Raw genomic sequence first — 20,039 nt, 5'->3', positions numbered from 1 at the left:
TCAGTTTCCTCCTTGCGGCTGCGGGCGTGCCGCAACCCATTCGACGAGCCGGCCCGCGACCTGCTCGGCCGCCAGCACCTGCTGCGCGCCGCCGCGACGGATCAGTTCGGCGGGCATGCCGAACACCACGGCCGAGGATTCGCTTTCGGCGATCGTGCGCCCGCCGCGGCGGGCGATCTCGGCGAAGGCATCGGCGCCGTCATGGCCCATCCCGGTCAGCATGACGGCCACGATGTCGCGCGCGGCGTAATGCTCGAGCGCGCTGCGCCCGAGCAGCTCGACCGAGGGATGCCACAGGTACTCGGCGCTTTCCGGCCGGGCCAGCAGCGTCGGCACGCCTGCGCGCCGGACCACGGTGACGTCGGCGCCGCCCTTGCAGATGTAGACCGTCCCGGCCTGGAGCGGCATCGGACGGTTGGCCTCGACCACGCGCAGGCGACACAGGCCATCCATGCGGGTTGCGAACGGGGCCGTGAAATTGGCCGGCATGTGCTGCGCCACCACGACCGGCCACGGGAAATCGGCCGGCAGTTCGGGCAGGATGCGTTCCAGCGTGCGCGGTCCGCCGGTCGACACGCCGAACAGCACGATGCCGGCCGGGGCGCCGCCAGGTGCGCAGGCGCCCGGCACGGGTTGCTGCGCGGATGCCGCGCGCGGCGCGGCAGCGCAGGCACGGGCCGGCTCGCGCGATGCGGTGGTGGGAGCCGGACGGGCCGGACGCGGAACGAGCGCGGCCGGCAGGCTGCGCCGCACCCGGGCACGGACGGCCCCGCGCACCTTCTCCACCAGCTGGGTACTGATGGCATCGAGGCCGAGCGAGATCGTGCCGCCCGGCTTCGGGACGTAGTCGACCGCGCCCAGGTTGAGCGCCTCGAAAGTCGCCAGCGCGCCCTTCTCGGTCAGGGAAGAGAGCATGATGACCGGCACCGGGCGCTCGAGCATCATCTGCGCGAGCGCCGACAGGCCGTCCATCTCGGGCATGTTGATGTCGAGCGTGACCACGTCGGGCTCGAAGTCGAGGTTGGCGGCGAGCGCCTCGCGCCCGTTGCGGGCGTAGGCGAGCTCGAATCCGCCCGCTTCCTCGAACAGCGTGCCCAGCTGGCGCCGCATCAGCGCCGAGTCGTCCACGATCAGCAGCTTCATGCCGGTCCCTTATTCCCCGAGTCCGGCCAACCGCGCCAGGTCGCCTTCGGCAACCAGGTGGCGCGGGTCGAGCAGTTGCACCATGCGCTTCTGCTTTTCCAGGTTGGCCATGCGCGCCAGCAGGCGCGACTGCTCGTGCGACAGCTGCGGGGCCGGTTCGATGGCGCGGCGCTCGACCTTCAGCACCTCGGCCACCGAGTCGACGATGAAGCCGGTGCACACGCGGTCGATCACGAACACCATGATGCGCTGGCGGTCGCTGCGCGCCGCCTCCGGCAGGCCGAGGCGGCGGCGCAGGTCGATTACCGGCAGCACCGAACCGCGCAGGTTGATCACGCCTTCGACGAAGGCGGGCGCCTTCGGCACATGGGTGAGCATTTCCGGCACGCGCACGATTTCCTGCACGCTGTCGATCGGCACCCCGAACTCCTCCTGGCCGAGTCGGAACACGACCAGCTGCTCCTCGTCGTCCTTGCCGGCGCCTTCGCCATCGAGGCCGGCATCGATGTCACTGTCCTGTTGCACGTGTTGGTTCTCCATGATGTCCTGAATGGCGCTGCGGCGGAACATGCTGGCCGCGTCGATGATCGACACCAGGCGCTTGCCGCCGTCGAGGCGGCAGATGCGCGCGATATCCGCCATCCCCGTCTCGCGTGCCAGCAGCGGCGGCACCGGCTCGACCGCGGACAGGGCGACGCGCAGCACTTCGTTGACGCTGTCCATCACCACGCCGACCGCGGCGGCGCCGATCGACACCACCACGATGCGGCTCTGTTCGTCGGCGGCGCGCGCCGGCAGCGCGAACATGCGGCGCAGCGAGACCAGCGGCAGCAGGCGCTGGCGCAGGGTCATGATGCCCAGCACGTGGGGCTGCGCATGCGGCACCTGCACGATCTCGTCCGGCATCTGGACGATTTCCTGCACGTCCTCGATCGCGACCGCGTACTCCTGGCCGGCGACGTCGAAGCTCACCAGCTGCAGCTCGTCGGCGGCGCGCTCCTCGTCGTCGCCTTCCGCGGCGTCACCGGCGTCGAGCGCACCGGCAGCGGCACGGCCGGCGCCGGCGGCCTGCGCGAACTCGGCCGCGATCAGGCGCGCGAAGTCCAGCACCATGATGGTGGCGTGGCCGCCCACGTCCTTCAGCAGGCCCGACACCAGGTCGCTGCGCACCGTGGCGGCGATGCCGGAGGCGTCCTCGATCTGGCGCACGTCGACGCCGACCACGCTGGCGACGCGGTCGACCACGAAGCCCAGCGGCTGGCCGAGGTCGATGACGACGGCGCGCGTGGCGTCGTCGGCGGCGCGCTCGGGAAAGCCGAAGATGCGGCGCAGGCTGATGATGGGCAGCACCTTGCCGCGCAGGTTGGCCAGGCCGTCCAGCGTGGGCGGGGCCAGCGGCACCCGCACCACCTCGGGCACGCGGATGATTTCCTGCACCGGCGCCATGTCCACGGCGAACACCTCGTCGCCGGCCACGAAGGTCACGAACTGGCGTACCTCCGAGTCGGCCGCGGCCTGGCCCGGCGGGTTGATTTCGTCTTTCATTGCGGTTCCCCGGATTTTTGTTAGGCGCTCTGCAGCTCGTCGGCCAGCGAGGCGACTTCCTCGACGGCGCTGGACAGTTCGTCCGCGCCCTGCGACTGCTGGCGCGAGGCGGCGGCGGCCTCGGCGGCGGCTTTCTCGGCTTCCTGGGCGGCGGCCGCGATCTGGTCGGTGGCGGTCTTGACCTGCACGATGGCGGCCGAGATGTCGTTGGCGGCGGCCAGGATTTCGCCCGTGCCTTTCTCGACCACTTCGACGTCGCCTTCGATGGCGACCAGCGCGCCGGTGATGGCCTTGGCCTTCTCGGCTCCGGCCAGCGCGGTGGCGGCGATCTCATCCAGGTCGCGGGCGACCACGCCGATCTGGTCCTGCACGGCCTTGACCAGGTCCTTGATGTTGTCGGCGTTCTCGGCCGAGTCGTGCGCCAGGTTGCGGATGTCGGTGGCCACCACCACGAAGCCCTTGCCGAATTCGCCGGCGCGGGCCGCTTCGATCGAGCCGTTCACGGCCAGCATGTTGGTCTGGATCGACACGGTGCTGATGGCGTCCACGATCTTGTCGATGCGGCGCGACACCAGGGCCAGTTCCTTGATCTGGTTGAGCGAGGCGCGCGACGCGTCGACCGAGCTGGCAATGCCGGCGATCAGGCTGTCCACCGCGGTCTTGTTCTGGCCGAGCAGGGTGCGGATCGTGCCGACCTTCTGGCCGCTGGCGCTGGCGCGGCTCTGGGCCAGTTGCAGGCCCTTCTCGATCTGGTTGATGGCGGCGCTGGACTCTTCGGTGGCGACCGACTGCACCTGCGCACCCTTGCGGATCTGGTCGATGGCGGCCATGATCTGGCCGCCGGCGCGGCTGATTTCCTGCACCGCCGACGACAGTTCCTCGGCGCTGGAAGCGACTTCCTCGGCGCTCTTGGCGACATCGGTCGAATTCTTCAGGTCTTCGGCCAGTTCGGACAGGGTCTGCGAGGTCTGCTCGCACTCGGCCAGGGCCTGGCTCTGCTCCTCGACGGTCTTGGCCGATTCCTCTGCGGCGGCCGACTGCTCCTCGGCGGCGGCCGCGATTTCCTGCGAACCCTTCAGCGCCTGCTGGGCGGCGGCGGCGGATTGCTGCGCGCCGACTGCGATCTCGCGCACGCCGGACATGATCTCGGCCGCGTCGAGGCGGATGCGCTCGAGCTGCACGCTGATCGCCTTGCCGTTCTCGACTTCTCCCAGCACGGTACGCGCGGATGCGCCGATGCCTTCGGCCACGACCTTGACTTCCTGCTGGATCTGGCCGACCAGGTCCTGGATCTGCTTGGCGCTCTTTTCCGAGGTCTCGGCCAGGGTCCGCACTTCGTCCGCGACGACGGCGAAGCCCTTGCCGTGCTTGCCGGCGCGGGCGGCTTCGATCGCGGCGTTCAGGGCCAGCAGGTTGGTCTGGTCGGCGATGCGCGCCACCGCCTTGACGATGTCGCCGATGTTGGCGGCCTGCTTCTCGAGTTCGGCGACCATGGTCACCGAGGCGGCCTGGCGCTCGGCGGCCACGCCGACATTGCCGACCAAGGCGGTGATGTCTGCGCTGGTGCCGGCCACCAGCTTCTGGGTCGCTTCCATGCGCACCGCGCTGGCGTCGGCGTTCTCGAGCTGGCGGCCGATCGCGACTTCCACCTGCTGGAAGGCGGCCAGCGATTCCTGCGAGGCCGACGAGGCCTGCTGGGCGCCGGTGGCGATCTGGTCGGAGGCGCGCTTGAGTTCCTCGGCGGCGGAGGAGGCTTCGTTGATACCGGCCGCGAGCTGGGCGGCGGCGGCGGCGATGCGCTCGGCGGCCTGCTGCTGCTTGGCCAGGGTGCGGGCCTTCTTGCGTTGTACCTCGGCGAGGCGGGCGGCAGACTGGGCCGGCTTGTCGCCGGCAGCGCTGTCGTAGGTTGTGCTGTGAATTTTCTTGACGAGCGCCATCTGCGCCTCCTGGATTGAGTTGATCGGGTACCCTTTGCAGGGATGGATCGAGTCTATGCAGGAGGAATGTTTCTATGAAGTAGGATCTGTCCTACAAGAAATAGAGTTTTTCCTAGGGAAACTTAGGAAATTGCCGCGATGACGAATTGGCTAGCCCGGTTTCTTGACCAGTCCGTGCTTGACCGCAAACAGCACCAGACCAACGAGATCCCTTACGCCGGTGCGCTCCATGATCTGTGCACGGTGGGCAGCGATGGTCTTTTCGCTAAGGTCTAGCTCATAGGCAATTTCCTTAGTTGATTTTCGGTTGGCGATCATCGTGAGGATTTGTTGTTGCCTTGGTGTCAGCAGGCCGAGTGGCTTGTCGGCAACAGTTTTTGGTCTGACGAAACGGTCGATCATTTTTTTCGACACGGCCGGGCTGAGGTAGCTGTCGCCACGGGCCACGGCCTGCAGGGCGATCTGGAGTTCGCCTGGCGCCGATTCCTTCAGCAGGTAGGCCGCTGCCCCCAGTTGCAGGGCTTCGGCGACCAGCTCTTCCGAAGCATGCATGCTGAGGATGACCACGCGGGTCAGGGGACTGGCCTGCGCCACCGGCGCCAGCAGGTCGAGGCCGCTTTGTTCGCCGATCGTGATGTCGGCCACCAGCACTTCTGGGCGATGTTGCCGGACCAGTTCCAGGGCGTCGGCATTGTTGCTGGCTTCGCCGACGACCTGGAAGCCGTCGATCTGGTTGATCAGGTTGGAGATGCCGGCACGTACCAGCGCATGGTCATCGACCAGGATCACGTTCATGGTTGTTCTCCACAGGATGCAGGGGAAGGGTGGCAGTGATGCGCGTACCGCGGCCGGGCGCGCTGTCCACCTCGAGGCTGCCGCCCAGGAGCTGGATGCGTTCGCTCATGCCTGCCACGCCGGCACGCCCGGTGCGTGCCGCATGTTCGCGCCAGGACGCCGCGTCGAAACCGATGCCGTTGTCCCGGACGATCAGTTCCAGTTCCCTGCCGTCGGCGCCACCGTTGATCTCCACCACCACGTGGCGGGCCTGCGCGTGGCGCACGATGTTGGTGACGCTTTCCTGGACAATGCGGTACACGCTGATCTCGATCGTCGGCGCCAGCCGCTCGGGCAGGCCGGCATACTCGAAGACCCAGGTCGGCCCGGCTTCGAACTGGCGGGTCAGCAATTGCCGGATGGTAGGTTCCAGGCCGAAAAAATCAAGGCCCGGCGGCCGCAGCGAGACCGACAGGTCGCGCACCAGCCCGACCAGCGCGCCCAGTTCCCGTTCGGCCTGGCGCCACAATGCCTGTGCCTCGCCTTGCTCGAAGTAGGGCAGGGCGCGGTGCAGCAGGAGGTTCAGCGCCGACAGGCGCTGCCCGAGCTCGTCGTGCAGTTCGCGCGCCAGGGCCTTGCGTTCGTTTTCCTGCGCATTGATCAGGTCGCGCGACAGGCGGCCCATGTGGTGCCGTTTCAGTTCGAGCTGCTCGATCAGGCGCGCGCGTTCGCTCGCGGTCTGTTCGAGCTCGGCCAGGAGCCTCCTCTCCAGGGTGACATCGTGCTGTACGCCGATGCAATGCGTGATCGCGTCTCCCGCGATCCGGAACGGGAACAGGTAGAGTTTGTTCCAGAACATTTCGCCGGATCTGCGGTAGTTCCGCAGCAGGCATTCGCAGGACGTGCCGTTGCGGACCGCGTCGCGGATGACCGCCCGGTCGTCCTGGTGCCGGTCCTCGCCCTGCAGGAAGCGGCAGTTGCGCCCCACGACCTCCGTGCCGGTATACCCGGTCATGCGTTCGAAGGACGGGTTGACGAACACGATCGGGTTGTCGGGTGCCTGAGCGTCGGTAATCACGATCGACGAATTGCTGGCGTTCGCGAACGAGAACAGGAAGCCGAGCGGGTCTGGCGGGGAATACGCGATACTCATCTGGCCCTGGCAAAAGAATACACCTCCTCATGCTAGTGCAAGCGGTGTACGTACGTCGCGCGGGACAGGGGCGATGAAGCGGGCATGACGCTTCAAGAGCGGCATGGTGCGGCTGTCCGGATGCTCAGTCTGCGCTCTTGAGCTCGACCCGCTCGATATTGCGGCGCCATTCCTGCAGGCTCAGGATGCTGCCGGTCTCGGTGTCGTCCACCAGGATCTCGTCGCCCTGCTGGGAAACGAGGAAGCTCTCGCGGCGGCGCACGTCGTTGGCGCGGTTTTCCACGAACGTGAGCTGGTAGTACTTCCTGCCGTTGATCTCGCGCGGCGCCGGGTCGTCTTCGATGACGGCGCCGTGCGCCTTGCCCTTCGAGCGCTTCTCGATCTGCTCGGACCAGGCCTTCAGCTCGGGGACGGCGAGCAGGGCGCTCATCGCCTGCTCCTTCGTGCGTACCGGCGCTTCCTGTACCTTTGCCGGGGCCGGCTTGGCCGCTTCCTCGCGCTCGGCGCGCTTGCAGCCGCCCGCGCTCATGGCCAGGGCCACGATGAGCGGCGCGGCCAGCAGGGACAGGGAGGGGCGGGTTGCAGCGCGTGGGAACATGGATTGCCTCGTTTGGTGACAGGGCAGTCTACACCTTGCGTGTTTCAGCGGCAATATTGCCCTCATGCCGACAATGCCAGGCCATGTTCTTCGCACCAGGCGCGCATGGCGGCGAGGGTGCGCGCCTGGCGGAAGGCGTGCCAGCGCGCCAGCAGGCCGCGGCTATCCGCCAGTTTCGCGAAGCGTTCGAAGCCGCCGGCGCCGCGCAGCATCCCGGCGACGGCATCCTCGTCGCCCGGCATGTGCTCCCGCACGAAATCGCGCACCAGCGCCTGGCCCAGGCCGAGGCGCCCCAGGCCGGGGACGGGGAGGTATCTTCCTTCTTCGCGGATGTCATCGGGCAGCCGGTCGTGGCTGCCCACCATGTCGGCGCGCACCAGCACCGTGCCGCTCCGGGGATCGACCCAGGCTCGCCCCGCGCGCGGCGGGTCGGCCAGGATCATCGCGTTTTCGAGTTCGTCCGCGTTCACGGTCGCCATGCTCGCCTCCAAAAGAAAAAAGCCTGCAAGGTTCAACCTTACAGGCTTTTCGGTGCTGGGCAGCGCCGGAAAGACCGGCGCCATTCCTGGACTATTACATCATGCCGTCCATGCCGCCCATGCCGCCCATGCCACCCATGCCGCCCATGCCGCCGGCCGGCTTGTCTTCGACGACTTCCGAGACCATGCAGTCGGTGGTCAGCATCAGGCCGGCGATCGACGCTGCGTTCTGCAGGGCCGAGCGGGTGACCTTGGCCGGATCCAGCACGCCCATTTCGACCATGTCGCCGTAGGTGCCGTTGGCGGCGTTGTAGCCGTAGTTGCCCTGGCCGGCCAGCACGGCTGCCACGACGACCGACGGCTCGTCGCCGGCGTTCTGGACGATCATGCGCAGCGGCTCTTCCATGGCGCGCAGGACGATCTTGATACCTGCGTCCTGGTCCGGGTTGTCGCCCTTGATGTCCAGCGAAGCACGTGCGCGCAGCAGGGCCACGCCGCCGCCCGGGACGATGCCTTCTTCCACGGCAGCGCGGGTTGCGTGCAGCGCGTCTTCCACGCGTGCCTTCTTCTCTTTCATCTCGACTTCGGTGGCTGCACCGACGCGGATCACGGCAACGCCGCCGGCCAGCTTGGCCACGCGCTCTTGCAGTTTTTCGCGGTCGTAGTCCGAGGTCGCTTCTTCGATCTGGATGCGCACTTGCTTGACGCGTGCCTCGATCGATTCAGCCGAGCCGGCGCCGTCGATGATGATGGTGTTTTCCTTGCCCACTTCGACGCGCTTGGCCTGGCCCAGCTCGTTCAGGGTGACTTTTTCCAGGGTCAGGCCGACTTCTTCGGCGATCACCTGGCCACCGGTCAGGATGGCGATGTCTTCCAGCATGGCCTTGCGGCGGTCGCCGAAGCCCGGAGCCTTGACGGCGACGGTTTTCAGGATGCCACGGATGTTGTTGACCACCAGGGTAGCCAGCGCTTCGCCTTCGATGTCTTCGGCGATGATCACCAGCGGACGGCCGGCCTTGGCGACTTGTTCCAGCACCGGCAGCAGGTCACGGATGTTCGAGATCTTCTTGTCGCACAGCAGGACGAACGGGTTCTCGTGAACGGCAACCTGCTTGTCCGGGTTGTTGATGAAGTACGGCGACAGGTAGCCGCGGTCGAACTGCATGCCTTCCACGATGTCCAGCTCGTCGTTCAGCGACTTGCCGTCTTCGACGGTGATGACGCCTTCCTTGCCGACTTTTTCCATCGCTTCGGCGATGCGCTCGCCGATCGAGGTTTCCGAGTTGGCCGAGATGGCGCCAACCTGGGCGATTTCCTTCGAGGTGGTGGTCGGCTTGGCGATCTTCTTCAGTTCTTCGACGGTGGCGGCGACGGCCTTGTCGATGCCGCGCTTCAGGTCCATCGGGTTCATGCCGGCGGCAACGAACTTCATGCCTTCGCGCACGATGGCTTGTGCCAGCACGGTCGCGGTGGTGGTGCCGTCACCGGCGTTGTCGCTGGTCTTCGAAGCGACTTCCTTGACCATCTGCGCGCCCATGTTCTGCAGCTTGTCCTTCAGTTCGATCTCTTTCGCGACCGAGACGCCGTCCTTGGTGACGGTCGGGGCGCCGAACGAGCGCTCCAGCACCACGTTGCGGCCTTTCGGGCCCAGGGTGACCTTGACTGCGTTGGCGAGGATGTTGACGCCTTCAACCATCTTGGCGCGCGCTGCGTCGCCGAAAATTACTTCTTTAGCTGCCATTTGTTATTTCTCCGAATGAATTCGTGAATGTAGTACGGGAGGAGTGCGTTGATTGGCCGATTACTGGCTGACGACGGCCATGATGTCTTCTTCGCGCATCACCAGCAGTTCCTGGCCATCGACCTTGACGGCCTGGCCCGAGTACTTGCCGAACAAAACGCGGTCACCGACCTTCACTTCCAGCGCGCGGACCTGGCCGTTTTCCTGCACCTTGCCGTTGCCGACAGCCAGGATCTCGCCCTGGTCCGGCTTTTCAGCGGCCGCATCAGGGATGATCAGGCCGGATGCAGTCTTGGTCTCCTGGTCGAGACGCTTCACGATTACGCGATCGTGCAGAGGACGAAGGTTCATGCAAAACTCCTTATTTTTCAGTGGTTTGACTAGCTATTCAGTACCGCCGCCAGCGTGGCGTCGGTTTCGGAATTTGTATAAGCGGTTGTTAGCACTCTCTACTAACGAGTGCTAATTATAGGGATCATAACACCCTATTTCAAGACGCTATGTGTGTGCGCTAACCGACTTTTTTGACAGAACACAATGTAATGAAAGGCTGTGTTCAAGCAGGATGTGGTCTCGTGTGCAACAGCCGGGCAGGTTACACTGGATGGCGAGCCCATGACGCACGCGAGGCGCGCCACCATTTTTTGCGCCTGGGCGCGCATGCGACCTGCGACCGTCAGCGTTTGCGATTCGGTTGACGGAAAAACCATCTCAGTCCTATAGTGTCGAATGATTTCCGAATTCCAAGACCTCTCAGACAAAATCGACCGGCTCGCCCAGCTGACCCAGTCGCTGCGTGCCGAGAACTATCTTCTTCGCCAGGCCAATGCCCTGCTGAGCGCCGAGAACATCGCGTTCAAGGAGCGGCTGAACCAGGCGCAGCGCCGCGTCGAGGCGCTGCTCGAACACTTCCCGGCACCCGGGGCAGAGGGCGGCGACGGCAGTGCCGGCGCCGATGAGGGTGCCCCCGGAGACGGCGCCGCGCCGGGCGCCCGCGACAGCGAGGCCTCCCAATGATCTATCTCGATTGCACCATCATGGGCCAGCCCTATCGCCTGGCCTGCCGCGAAGGCGAAGAGCGCACGCTGCGCGAAGCCGTCCATTACCTCGACGGCAAGATGTGCGCGCTGCGCGATTCGGGCAAGGTCAAGGGGACCGACCGCATCGCCGTCATGGCCGCGCTGAGCGTGGCGGCGGAATTCCTGTCGGTGAAGTCGCCTCAGGGACCGCTCTCGGACATGTCGATCCTCGAGGTCAAGCAGAGGCTGGAAGCGATGCACACCGTGCTCGACAGTGCACTGTCGCCACAGGAAAATTTGTCCTGAGGTCTCAATTTCGTTTGACATGGCGGAGCAAGCGAGTAAACTGCGCACTACCCTGCGGTGTTCGAGATTTGCCATATATTCCTTGAACCATTTTCGTGCATAGGTTGTGGGACATGTTCGATGGGCGTGAGCGTCGCTAGTCCGACGAACCCGAAATTGAACTGACTGCGACCACCTTGAACCGTCAGGTTCGGGATGCCGGCAAAAACGGCACAGGCGGGGCTACACACACGAGCGGTTGCGCACTTCGGTACGCAGCCGCTTTTTTATTGGTTTTTTGTAGGTGAGGCGCGATGCGCTATTGGTTGATGAAATCCGAGCCCGACGAAGTCAGTTTCGAGGACGTCTTGGCCGCCCCGGACCGCACCGTCGCCTGGTTCGGCGTACGTAACTACCAGGCGCGCAATTTCATGCGCGACGCCATGTCGGTCGGCGACGGCATCCTGTTCTACCACTCCAGCTGCGCCGTGCCCGGCGTGGCCGGCATCGCCGAAGTGGCGAGCACGCCGTACCCGGACGCGACCCAGTTCGACCGCGCCGGCAAGTACTTCGACCCGAAGGCGACGCCGGAACAACCGCGCTGGATCTCGGTGGACGTGCGCGCGGTGGAGGCCGGGCGGTTCCTGGCGCTGTCCGAGATGCGCGCCATCCCCGCGCTGGAAGACATGGTGCTGCTGCAGAAGGGCAGCCGGCTGTCGATCTCGCCCGTCACCCCGGGCCAGTGGAGCACCATCGTTTCCCTGCTGCGCGAAGGGGAGCGCTGATGGACATCGGCTTGATCCTGGCGCTGCTGGCCATGGGCACCTTCGGCGGTTTCGCGGCCGGCTTGCTCGGCATCGGCGGCGGCATGGTGCTGGTCCCGTTCATCACGATGATCTTCACCGCGCGCGGTTTCAACCCCGAGCTGGTGATCCACATGGCGATCGCCACCTCGCTGGCCACCATCCTGTTCACGTCCCTGTCCTCGGTGCGCGCCCACCACAAGCACGGTGCGGTGCTGTGGCCCGTGGTGAAGCTGCTGGCGCCGGGCATCCTGGTCGGCTCCTGGATCGGCCCCTGGTTCGGCAAGCAGATGGATGCGTCGGTACTGGCGGCCTTCTTCGGCGTGTTCGTCGCGTTCTCCGCCACCCAGATGCTGGTCGGGAAAAAGCCCGCCGCCGCGCGCGAGCTGCCCGGCAAGCCGGGCATGTTCGCGGCCGGCGGCTTGATCGGCATCCTGTCGGGGATCGTCGGCGCCGGCGGGGGTTTCATTTCCGTACCCTTCATGACCTGGTGTAACGTGCGCATCCACAATGCGGTGGCGACCAGCGCGGCCCTGGGCTTTCCGATCGCGCTCTCCGGAACCCTCTCGAACATCTGGTTCGGCTGGGGCGAGCCCGGGTTGCCGGCGTATTCGCTCGGTTTCATCTACGTGCCGGCGCTGGCCATCATCGTACTGGCCAGCGTGACGATGGCGCCGCTCGGCGCGCGCACCGCCCACAAGATGCCGGTGCGCCAGTTGCAGAAGGTGTTCGCGGTGATCCTGTATGCCCTGGCGGCCTACATGTTCTGGAAGGCGGTCAACTAGGGCTGTCCGACGGAGCTGGAAGGCGTACGGCATATCAAATCGAGCATGCTTTCCGGCGACGCCGCCTTCAGCTGAACGCGCGGTCGGCGGAGCCGACCACCCTACGGTGGCACCTGGCTGCCGGATGTGGCCGGGCCTAGACCTTTGTCGCGAAGGCCCGCATGCGCGCCCGGTCCAGCGGCAGGTCGCGCACGCGCACGCCGCAGGCGTCCTGCACCGCGTTGGCCAGCGCCGCCGCGGCCGGGCCCTGCGCGGCTTCGCCCACGCCCAGGAAGGGCTGGCCGGGGCGGTCCGCGAGATGCACGCCGATGTGGTCCGGCAGCTGCCTGAAGCGCAGGATCGGATAGCCGGCCCAGTCCTGCGTGAGCACGCGGCGCTCGTCGACGCGCACCTGCTCCAGCAGTGTCCAGCTGGCGGACTGGAGGATGCCGCCTTCGATCTGGTTGCGCACGCCGTCGGGGCTGACGACTTCCCCGCAGTCGATTGCGGCATCGAGCCGCGTGATGCGCACGAAACCGGTATCCAGCGCCACCTCGACCTCCAGCGCAATCGCGCAGTAAGCCGCCAGGTTCTTGTAGCGGGCAAAGGCAAAGCCGCGGCCGCGCCGGGCGCTGCGCGCGTACGCATCCCATCCGAACTTCGCGCTTGCCAGGCGCACGACCTCGATGGCGCGCGGGTCGGCCAGGTGGCGCAGGCGGAAGGCCACCGGATCGATCCCGGCCTCGCGCGCCAGCTCGTCCATGAAGCTCTCGATCGCGAACACGTTGCAGTAGGCGCCGAGCGAGCGCACGGCGGAGGTGCGCAAGGGGGCGGCAGGCTGGAAGTGGTGGGTCACGCGCGCGTTCGGAAGGGCGTAATAAGGCACGGCGTTGCGGTCGCCGCCGCCCTGGGGCTGCGGGATCGGTCTCGGCGCCGGCGGCGCGAACGGGCGCGCCAGGTGGGTGGCGGCCAGCAGGTTGCCCGCCCGGCCGGGCCGGGTGCTGTGCGGCGGGCTCCAGACGGCGTATTGCCAGTCGGCGATCCGGCCGTCCGGCCCCAGCGTCGCCTCCACCTCGGCCACCATCGCCGGGCCGAACGGCTCCCAGCAATGTTCGTCCTCGCGCATCCACTGCACCCGCACCGGCACGCCCGGGAAGGCGCGCGCCAGCAGGGCGGCGTCGGCCGCCGCGTCGTCGGCGCCATTGTGGCCGTAGCAGCCCGAGCCTTCCATGTGGAGGCAGTGCACCGATTCCTCGGGCGCGGCAAGCAGTTCGGCCAGCGCGCGGCGCAAGGGGAACACGCCCTGGGAATGGGTCCAGACCGTGTAGCGGCCTTCTTCGAGCCTGGCGATGGCACAGGAAGGGCCGATCGAGGCGTGCAGCTGGAACGGGCGGACATAGCGCGCGCGCAGGGTCTTGCCAGCTGTTCCAGTGACGCCTGCAACCCCGCGCGCGAATACCTGTTCCGGTTGCGCCGGCAGGCCGCGCACCAGGTCCGCCACCGGGCGGCCAGCCGGCAGCGTGGCCGGCACTTCCCAGCGCGCGGCCCGCGCCAGCGCCATCGCCGCTTTCACCGCGCGCCACTCCTCCATCGCGATGACGGCCAGGAAGCGGCCGTCGCGCACGACTTCCAGCACGCCGGGCAGGCGCGCCACCGACGCGGTATCGACCTCGAGCAGGCGCGCCGCCGGCGAGGGCGGGCGCACCACGCGCGCGTGCACCATGGCCGGCAGGCGCAGGTCCTGCAGGTAAGCAAGGTGTCCCTTCACCTTGCCCGGGATGTCGACCCGCGCCACGTCCACGCCACTGTAGCGCGGCGCGCCGGGCATGCGCGGGGGCAGGGCGCCGGTTGCGCGCACGTGCTGGTCCCGGCCGGCCACCAGTTCGCCAAAGCTCACGCGCCGCCCATCGAAGGTACGGAACACGCCTTCGCGCAGCGTGAGCGCTGCCGCCGGCACGCCGAGGCGCGCGGCGGCCTGCTGCAGCAGCAGCGCGCGCACCTGGGCGGCCGCGTGGCGCAGCGCGGTGCCGCTGTCCTGCATCGACTGGCTGCCGGCGGTGTAGCCTTCGTCGGGCGTGCGTTCGGTGTCGGCGGATACGAGGCTCATGCGGCCCGGATCGACGTGCAGCTCGTGCGCCGCCACCTGCAGCAGGGCGGTCTTGATGCCCTGGCCCAGTTCGGCCTTGCCGGTGAAGACGGTGACGCGGTTGTCGGCGCCGATCCGGATCCAGGCGTCCAGCCAGGGCGCCTTGCCGAGGCTGCCGGGCAGCGTGCCGTTGCCCGGCGCATCCGGCGCGGCGCGCAGCGGCAGCGCGAAGGACAGCGTCAGCGCGCCCCCCGCGGCAAGGAAGCGGCGCCGGGCGGGGCGCTCGGGCGCGTCGTTCATGGTTCTACCTTCATCGTTCCACCGTCATCTTCCACAGTCATCCATCCACCTCATCGGCCAGGCCGTTTCACGCGCTGGTGGCGGATCGCCAGCACGTCGGCGGCGCGGCGCACCGCGCGCAGGATGCGCAGGTGGGTGCCGCAGCGGCACAGGTTCGGCTGCATGGCGGCGCGGATCTGGGCGTCGGTCGGGTTGCGCGTGCGTTCGAGCAGGGCGGTGGCGCGCATGATCATGCCGGCGATGCAGTAGCCGCATTGCGCCGCCTGCTCGTCGATGAAGGCCTGGCTCAGCACCGAGGCCGGCACCGCCTTGCTGCCGCGCGATTCGATCGTGCGCACCTGGCGTTCGCCCACCATCGCCACCGGTACGATGCAGGACATCACGGCCGCGCCGTCGAGCATCACGGTGCAGGAGCCGCATTGCCCCAGGCCGCAGCCGAACTTGGCGCCGTTGAGCTCCAGGTTGTTGCGCAGGACGTACAGCAGCGGCGTGTCGGGATCGGTATCGACCGTGTGCGCCGTGCCGTTCACCTGCAGGCGGTAGCTCGTCATGGTTTCCTCGTTTCTTTCACGGTTTCTTCCAGTCCTGGCCAGGGCGCGGCATGCGCGCCGTAGCGCCGCAGGTAGGCCGCCAGCGCCGTCACCTGGGCGTCGCTCATCATGTCGAAGCCCGGCATCCAGCGGCCCGGTTCGCCATCCGGCGGCACGATGCCTTGCCGGATGATGTGGATCAGGCTGCGCGGATCGGGATCATGCAGCGCCACCGCCTGCTGCAGCGGCAATGCCGTGCCGGAGCTCGCCTCGCGGCCCGCGTCGTGGCAGCGCGCGCAGGCCGTCGTGTACAGCTCGTGGCCGAGGCGCATGCTCGCCAGTTCGGCATCGTTCTCGGCCGGCGCGGGCAGGGGACCTGGCTGTTGCGCCGGCGGGTGTGCCTTGTGTTCGCGCGCCGGCGCCTGGCGCAGGTAGCCGTGGATGTAGGTGGCGAGGGCGGCGACGTCCGCCGGCTCGGCCTGGCCGAGTTCATGCACCACGTCCTGCATCGGTCCCGCCGCCACCGCGTGGCCGGGCGCGATGCCAATGCGCAGGTATTGCGCGAGGTGCTCGCGCGTCCAGGGCAGGGGAGAGGGCGAGTTCGCGTTGAGCGCGGGCGCGTACCAGCCGCCGGCCTCGCCGCCGTCGAACTGGCGTTGCAGGTCGGGGCCGCCCAGCCCCGTGCGGGGCGTGTGGCAGGCGGCGCAATGCGCCAGCGCATGGGCGACATAGGCGCCGCGGTTCCATTCGGCGGACTGGCGCGGGTCTTGCCGCCACGGCGAATCGTCGAGGTAAAGGCTATTCCAGAACGCCACCAGCGGACGCAAACCGAAGGGGAAACGCAGGTCGTTCGGGCGCGCGGGCGCTTCCAGCGCGAGCCGCGTCATGAAGTAGGCGTACAGCGCGCGCATGTCGTCCCGGGCCAGCCTGGTGTAGTGGTTGTAGGGGAAGGCCGGGTAGAGCAGGCGGCCGTCGCGCGCGACGCCCTGGCGCATGGCGCGCTCGAACGCTTCCAGGCTCCAGTTGCCGATGCCGGTGCGCGCGTCGGGGGTGATGTTGGTGCTGTAGACGGTGCCGAAGGGCGTCCCGATGGGCACGCCGCCGGCGAAGGGCCGCGCCGGGTCGGCCGTATGGCAGGACGCGCACATGCCCAGGCGCGCCAGGTTGGCGCCGCGCGCGAGCAGCGTGCGGTCCACGCTTGCCGGCCTGTCCAGCGGCGCCAGGGCGGGGCGCCACATGATGGCCCACGCGGCGCCGGCCAGCACGGCCAGCAGCGCCAGCGCAGCCAGCCATCGGTTGCGTCGCCTGGATTGCGCCATGCCCGGTTTTCTCCTCAGTTCGCTCGGTTCGTGATTGGGGTGACAGGTTAGCATCTCTGCCGCTTCCAGGCACGCCAAGGGGGACGATGCGGCGCCGGCGGCGGTGGTATGCTGGCGCCATGACTACCGATTCCGACATCGAACTGTCCGGCCCCTTCCAGGCCAAGGACGGCAACGGCCGTACCCTCGACGTCAAGGCGATCCGCATCTTCGACGAGGGTTACGGGATCATCGACGTGTACGTGGATTTCGCGGCCAGGCTCGACCCTGGCGCCTACAAGGACACGGTGCTGGTGCGCCAGATCGTGGACCGCCTGCGCGCGCTCGGCTACAAGGGCCCCGATTTCGGCCACAGCGATCCGGGGCTGCAGGAGAGCCGGCTGATCGTGCTGGAGGCGCCGGAAGAGTTCACGGACTTCGCCAAGCGCCGCGGCTGGAAGAACCTGGCCGAAGACTTCGACGAGTAAGGCCGAACAAGGACGCGAGCGCGGCGGTCGCTGCGGCACCCGGCCCTGGCGGATTTTCTGGCGGTCGCGGCATTGTGCCTATAATGTCCTTTTCCTTTGGGCCAACCTCATGCCGCCGCGCCAGCGCTCTACCGTCTCGCTCCGGCGCCTGCTGGTCCTGCTCACCGCGCTCGGCCTCTTGCCGCTGGCGCTGCTGGGCGTATGGGGCTTGCACCTGGTCAGCGAGTACCAGCACCGCGAGCAGGAGCGCTCGTTGCTCGACCTCGCGCGTGCCCTGTCGAGTGCGGTCGACGCCGAGATCGACGGCGCCATTGCGGCGCTGACGACCATGGCGCGCACGCCTGCCATGACGGAGGGCGACCTGCGCGGCGTCTACGAGGTCGCGCGCCAGCAGGTGGCGGCGCAGCCGGAGTGGATGGCCGTGATCCTCACCGACGCCGGTGGCGCGGTCCTGTTCCGCACCTCCGCACCCTTCGGCACGCCCGGCGGCACCATCGCCGACCCGGAAAGCATGCAGCGCATCGCCGCTGCCCACCAGCCCGTGGCCGGCAGCGTCGCGCGCGGCAAGGGCGGGCGCGCAGCCTTCCCGGTACGCATTCCCGTGGAAGACGACGCCGGCCGCCGCTATATCCTGACCGCCGTGATCCAGCCCAGCCGCATGCTGCGCGTGATCGAGCGGCAGCAGGTTCCGCGCAGCTCCGTGCTGTCGATCGTCGATAGCGCCGGCAACATCGTGGCACGCTCGAAGGGGCAGCAGGAGCTGGTGGGCGGGCCGCCCAGCGCCTCGCTTGCGAAGCTGATGCGCGAAGCGGGCGCCGAAGCCGTTGGTGACACCACCACGCTCGAAGGCGAGCACGTGGTCAGCGCCTACGCGCGCTCGCGCTATGGATGGGGCGTGGCGATCGGCGTGCCGACCGCGACGCTTGCGCAGGCCTCGCTGCAGGCCATTGCCCTGCACGCCGCGGGACTGGCGGCATCGCTGCTGGCCTGCATGCTCATCGCCACCGTCGTCTCCGGCCGCATCGTGCGCTCGTTCCGCAGCCTCCAGGAAGGAAGCGCGGCGCTGGGAGCCGGGCAGCCGGTCGCGGTGGCGTCTTCGCACATCACCGAAATCGCCCGCATGGAGGGAGCCTTGATTGCCGCCGCCGCCCGGCGCGACGCACACGAGGCGGAGCGCTCGCGCCTGCTGGTGTCGCTCGAGCGGGCGCTTGCCGACAGCCGCGACGCGGGGCGGGTCAAGGACGAGTTCCTCGCCATGCTCGGGCACGAGCTGCGCAACCCGCTCAGCCCCATCGTCGCCTCGCTCGACCTGATGGACATGAGGAATGAACCGTCGAGCCAGCGCGAGCGTGCCATCCTGCGGCGCCAGGTCAATCACCTCAAGCGCCTGGTGGACGATCTGCTCGACGTCTCGCGCATCGCCAGCGGCAAGCTGCAGGTCGACATCGCGCCGCTCGACCTGGCCGAGCTGGTGCGCAATGTGGTCGCGTCCTTTCCCGGCGAGCCGGTCGCCCTGGAGGCAGTCGATAGCCTCTGGGTGAACGGCGACGAGAACCGGCTCACCCAGGTGCTCAACAACCTGCTGTCGAACGCGGCGCGCTTCGGCAGGGGCGACACGCGGGTGGCGCTGGCGGCCGAAGGCGGCCTGGCGCGGCTGTGCGTCAGCGACGATGGCATCGGCATGCCCGCGGAGATGCTGGCGCGCGTGTTCGACCCCTTCTTCCAGGCGCCGCAGCCGCTGGCGCGCCGCACCGGTGGGCTCGGACTGGGGCTGGCGATCGTGCGCCAGATCGTGGAGCTGCACGGCGGCACTGTCAGTGCGCACAGCGAGGGGCCGGGCAAGGGCAGCCGCTTCGAGGTGTCGCTGCCGCTGGCGGGCGCCGGCATGCAGGCGCAGCCGCGGGCCCCGGCGCCGCAGGGCGTGGGGCTGGACGTGCTGCTGGTGGACGACAACGGGGACGCGGCCGCGGCGACGGCCGAACTGCTGCGGCACATGGGACACACCGTGCGCGTGGCGGGAACGGCGACGGAGGCGATCGCGCAAGCGGGAGTGCGGGCGCCGGACGTCGCGATCCTCGACATCGGCCTGCCCGACATGGATGGCTATGCCCTGGCCGCGCGCCTGCGCGAAGGGCAACCAGGGCTGCGGCTGGTGGCGCTGACCGGCTACGGCCAGCAGGCCGACGTGGCGCAGGCACTTGGCGCCGGCTTCGACCTGCACCTGACCAAGCCGGCCACGCTGGAAGAGCTGGGGCGCGCGCTGGCGCCCCCCGCATGAATCCGGCTCAGGCGTGCGCCGGACGCCCGTTCGGCTGGCGGTAGGCCCAGGCCAGCATGGCCAGGGCGGCCACGATCATCGGCAGCGACAGCACCTGGCCCGAGGTGATCGGCATCCCGAGCACGGTGGTTTCCCAGTCCGGCACCCGGAAATACTCGGTGGTGAAGCGCGCGCACCCGTACAGCAGGGTGAACATGGCGCCCACGGCCAGGCGCGGGCGCTGCTTGCGCGCATACGGCCACAGGATCAGGAACACCACGATCCCGTCGAGCAGCATCTGGTACAGCGGCGACGGGTGGCGCAGGCCTTCCACGCCGGGCCACAGCATCGCCCACGGCAGGCTCGGGTCGGCCAGGCGGCCGGGCAGTTCGGCGTTGATGAAGTTGCCGAGGCGGCCGGCGGCATACCCCAGCGGCACCATCGGCGCGATGAAGTCGTACACGTCCAGCAGGTTGCGCTTGCGTTTGCGCGCCCACAGCGCCATCGCGATCAAGACGCCCAGGAAGCCGCCATGGAAGGACATGCCGCCGCGCCAGACCATGAAGATCTCGAGCGGGTTTTCGAGGAAGTAGGCCGGCTGGTAGAACAGCACTTCGCCCAGGCGCCCGCCCACGATCACGCCGAGCATGCCGTAGAACAGCATGTCGTCGAGGTCATCGGTCTTCCAGCCCTGCGCCGCGATGTGGGGCTGGCGGATGCGCACGCGCCCGAGGATCAGGAACAGGGCGAAGGCCACCACGTACATCAGGCCGTACCAGTGGATCTGCACCGGCCCGATGGCAAAGGCGATGGGGTCCGGCTGCGGATGAATCAGCATA

General features: G+C 68.1%; 19 protein-coding genes and 1 other RNA gene. 7 read left to right on the top strand and 13 right to left on the bottom strand.

The annotated features are described in order from the left end of the window. The 9 genes from cheB to groES all read right to left on the bottom strand — a co-directional run bounded on the left by cheB (position 1) and on the right by groES (position 9,721). Complete coding sequence (gene cheB, locus ACFFJK_RS15595) at positions 1-1,143, bottom strand: chemotaxis-specific protein-glutamate methyltransferase CheB (protein WP_379680332.1); 1,143 nt, start codon at positions 1,141-1,143, stop codon at positions 1-3. Between the two features lie 9 nt (positions 1,144-1,152). Continuing rightward, positions 1,153-2,688 carry a chemotaxis protein CheW gene (locus ACFFJK_RS15590; protein WP_379680331.1) on the bottom strand — a complete coding sequence of 512 codons (1,536 nt, stop codon included), beginning with the start codon at positions 2,686-2,688 and terminating at the stop codon, positions 1,153-1,155. A 20-nt stretch (positions 2,689-2,708) separates the two neighbouring features. Then, positions 2,709-4,625, bottom strand: coding sequence for a methyl-accepting chemotaxis protein (locus ACFFJK_RS15585; RefSeq protein ID WP_379680329.1), 1,917 nt, complete (start codon positions 4,623-4,625; stop codon positions 2,709-2,711). Between the two features lie 150 nt (positions 4,626-4,775). Further along, entirely contained in the window at positions 4,776-5,420 is a 645-nt protein-coding gene (locus ACFFJK_RS15580; RefSeq protein ID WP_379680327.1) for a response regulator, read from the bottom strand. Further along, a complete protein-coding gene (locus ACFFJK_RS15575; RefSeq protein WP_379680326.1) occupies positions 5,398-6,552 on the bottom strand; it encodes a sensor histidine kinase in 1,155 nt (384 codons plus the stop codon). The genes ACFFJK_RS15580 and ACFFJK_RS15575 overlap by 23 nt, the downstream gene beginning before the upstream one ends. Positions 6,553-6,676: 124 nt before the next feature. Beyond that, on the bottom strand, positions 6,677-7,150 hold the full coding sequence (locus ACFFJK_RS15570) for a hypothetical protein (RefSeq protein ID WP_379680324.1): 474 nt from the start codon (positions 7,148-7,150) through the stop codon (positions 6,677-6,679). 62 nt (positions 7,151-7,212) lie between these two features. Continuing rightward, positions 7,213-7,629: a hypothetical protein gene (locus ACFFJK_RS15565; protein WP_379680323.1), complete on the bottom strand. Its 417-nt coding sequence runs from the start codon at positions 7,627-7,629 to the stop codon at positions 7,213-7,215. Positions 7,630-7,723: 94 nt separating this feature from the next. Beyond that, positions 7,724-9,370, bottom strand: coding sequence for a chaperonin GroEL (gene groL / locus ACFFJK_RS15560; protein ID WP_379680321.1), 1,647 nt, complete (start codon positions 9,368-9,370; stop codon positions 7,724-7,726). 60 nt (positions 9,371-9,430) lie between these two features. Continuing rightward, positions 9,431-9,721: a co-chaperone GroES gene (gene groES, locus ACFFJK_RS15555; protein ID WP_379680320.1), complete on the bottom strand. Its 291-nt coding sequence runs from the start codon at positions 9,719-9,721 to the stop codon at positions 9,431-9,433. Positions 9,722-10,099: 378 nt separating this feature from the next. On the opposite strand from groES, the gene ACFFJK_RS15550 reads away from it, so the two are divergent. From ACFFJK_RS15550 to ACFFJK_RS15530, 5 genes are all read left to right on the top strand, one after another. Further along, the gene (locus ACFFJK_RS15550; protein WP_379680319.1) at positions 10,100-10,387 is read left to right on the top strand and encodes a hypothetical protein; all 288 of its coding nucleotides are present in this window, start codon (positions 10,100-10,102) and stop codon (positions 10,385-10,387) included. Continuing rightward, positions 10,384-10,695 carry a cell division protein ZapA gene (locus ACFFJK_RS15545; RefSeq protein WP_379680318.1) on the top strand — a complete coding sequence of 104 codons (312 nt, stop codon included), beginning with the start codon at positions 10,384-10,386 and terminating at the stop codon, positions 10,693-10,695. The genes ACFFJK_RS15550 and ACFFJK_RS15545 overlap by 4 nt, the downstream gene beginning before the upstream one ends. A 46-nt stretch (positions 10,696-10,741) precedes the next feature. After that, positions 10,742-10,922: non-coding RNA, 6S RNA (gene ssrS / locus ACFFJK_RS15540), on the top strand. A 66-nt stretch (positions 10,923-10,988) separates the two neighbouring features. After that, positions 10,989-11,459, top strand: a complete 471-nt coding sequence (locus ACFFJK_RS15535; RefSeq protein WP_379680316.1) for an EVE domain-containing protein — start codon at positions 10,989-10,991, stop codon at positions 11,457-11,459. Beyond that, positions 11,459-12,262, top strand: coding sequence for a sulfite exporter TauE/SafE family protein (locus ACFFJK_RS15530; protein ID WP_379680314.1), 804 nt, complete (start codon positions 11,459-11,461; stop codon positions 12,260-12,262). The genes ACFFJK_RS15535 and ACFFJK_RS15530 overlap by 1 nt, the downstream gene beginning before the upstream one ends. A 136-nt stretch (positions 12,263-12,398) precedes the next feature. On the opposite strand, the gene ACFFJK_RS15525 is transcribed toward ACFFJK_RS15530, so the two are convergent. From ACFFJK_RS15525 to ACFFJK_RS15515, 3 genes are read right to left on the bottom strand one after another with little or no spacing between them, the layout of a single operon-like run. Beyond that, entirely contained in the window at positions 12,399-14,627 is a 2,229-nt protein-coding gene (locus ACFFJK_RS15525) for a xanthine dehydrogenase family protein molybdopterin-binding subunit (RefSeq protein WP_379680313.1), read from the bottom strand. 50 nt (positions 14,628-14,677) lie between these two features. Continuing rightward, a complete protein-coding gene (locus ACFFJK_RS15520) occupies positions 14,678-15,178 on the bottom strand; it encodes a (2Fe-2S)-binding protein (RefSeq protein ID WP_379680312.1) in 501 nt (166 codons plus the stop codon). Beyond that, positions 15,175-16,476: a c-type cytochrome gene (locus ACFFJK_RS15515; RefSeq protein ID WP_379680310.1), complete on the bottom strand. Its 1,302-nt coding sequence runs from the start codon at positions 16,474-16,476 to the stop codon at positions 15,175-15,177. Before ACFFJK_RS15515 ends, ACFFJK_RS15520 begins: the two co-directional genes overlap by 4 nt. Before the next feature lie 119 nt (positions 16,477-16,595). Between ACFFJK_RS15515 and ACFFJK_RS15510 the strand changes: the two genes are divergently transcribed. Together ACFFJK_RS15510 and ACFFJK_RS15505 are read left to right on the top strand one after the other, a co-directional pair. Next, the gene (locus ACFFJK_RS15510; protein ID WP_379680309.1) at positions 16,596-16,943 is read left to right on the top strand and encodes a hypothetical protein; all 348 of its coding nucleotides are present in this window, start codon (positions 16,596-16,598) and stop codon (positions 16,941-16,943) included. 109 nt (positions 16,944-17,052) lie between these two features. Continuing rightward, positions 17,053-19,221: a hybrid sensor histidine kinase/response regulator gene (locus ACFFJK_RS15505; protein ID WP_379680308.1), complete on the top strand. Its 2,169-nt coding sequence runs from the start codon at positions 17,053-17,055 to the stop codon at positions 19,219-19,221. A gap of 7 nt (positions 19,222-19,228) precedes the next feature. Here the strand turns inward: ACFFJK_RS15505 and lgt are convergent, their stop codons facing one another. Continuing rightward, a complete protein-coding gene (gene lgt / locus ACFFJK_RS15500) occupies positions 19,229-20,038 on the bottom strand; it encodes a prolipoprotein diacylglyceryl transferase (protein WP_379680306.1) in 810 nt (269 codons plus the stop codon). Position 20,039 lies beyond the last annotated feature (1 nt).

Source organism: Massilia consociata (assembly GCF_042432755.1).
Lineage (GTDB): Bacteria > Pseudomonadota > Gammaproteobacteria > Burkholderiales > Burkholderiaceae_D > Telluria > Telluria consociata.
This window is presented reverse-complemented; position numbering and strand designations above follow the sequence as displayed.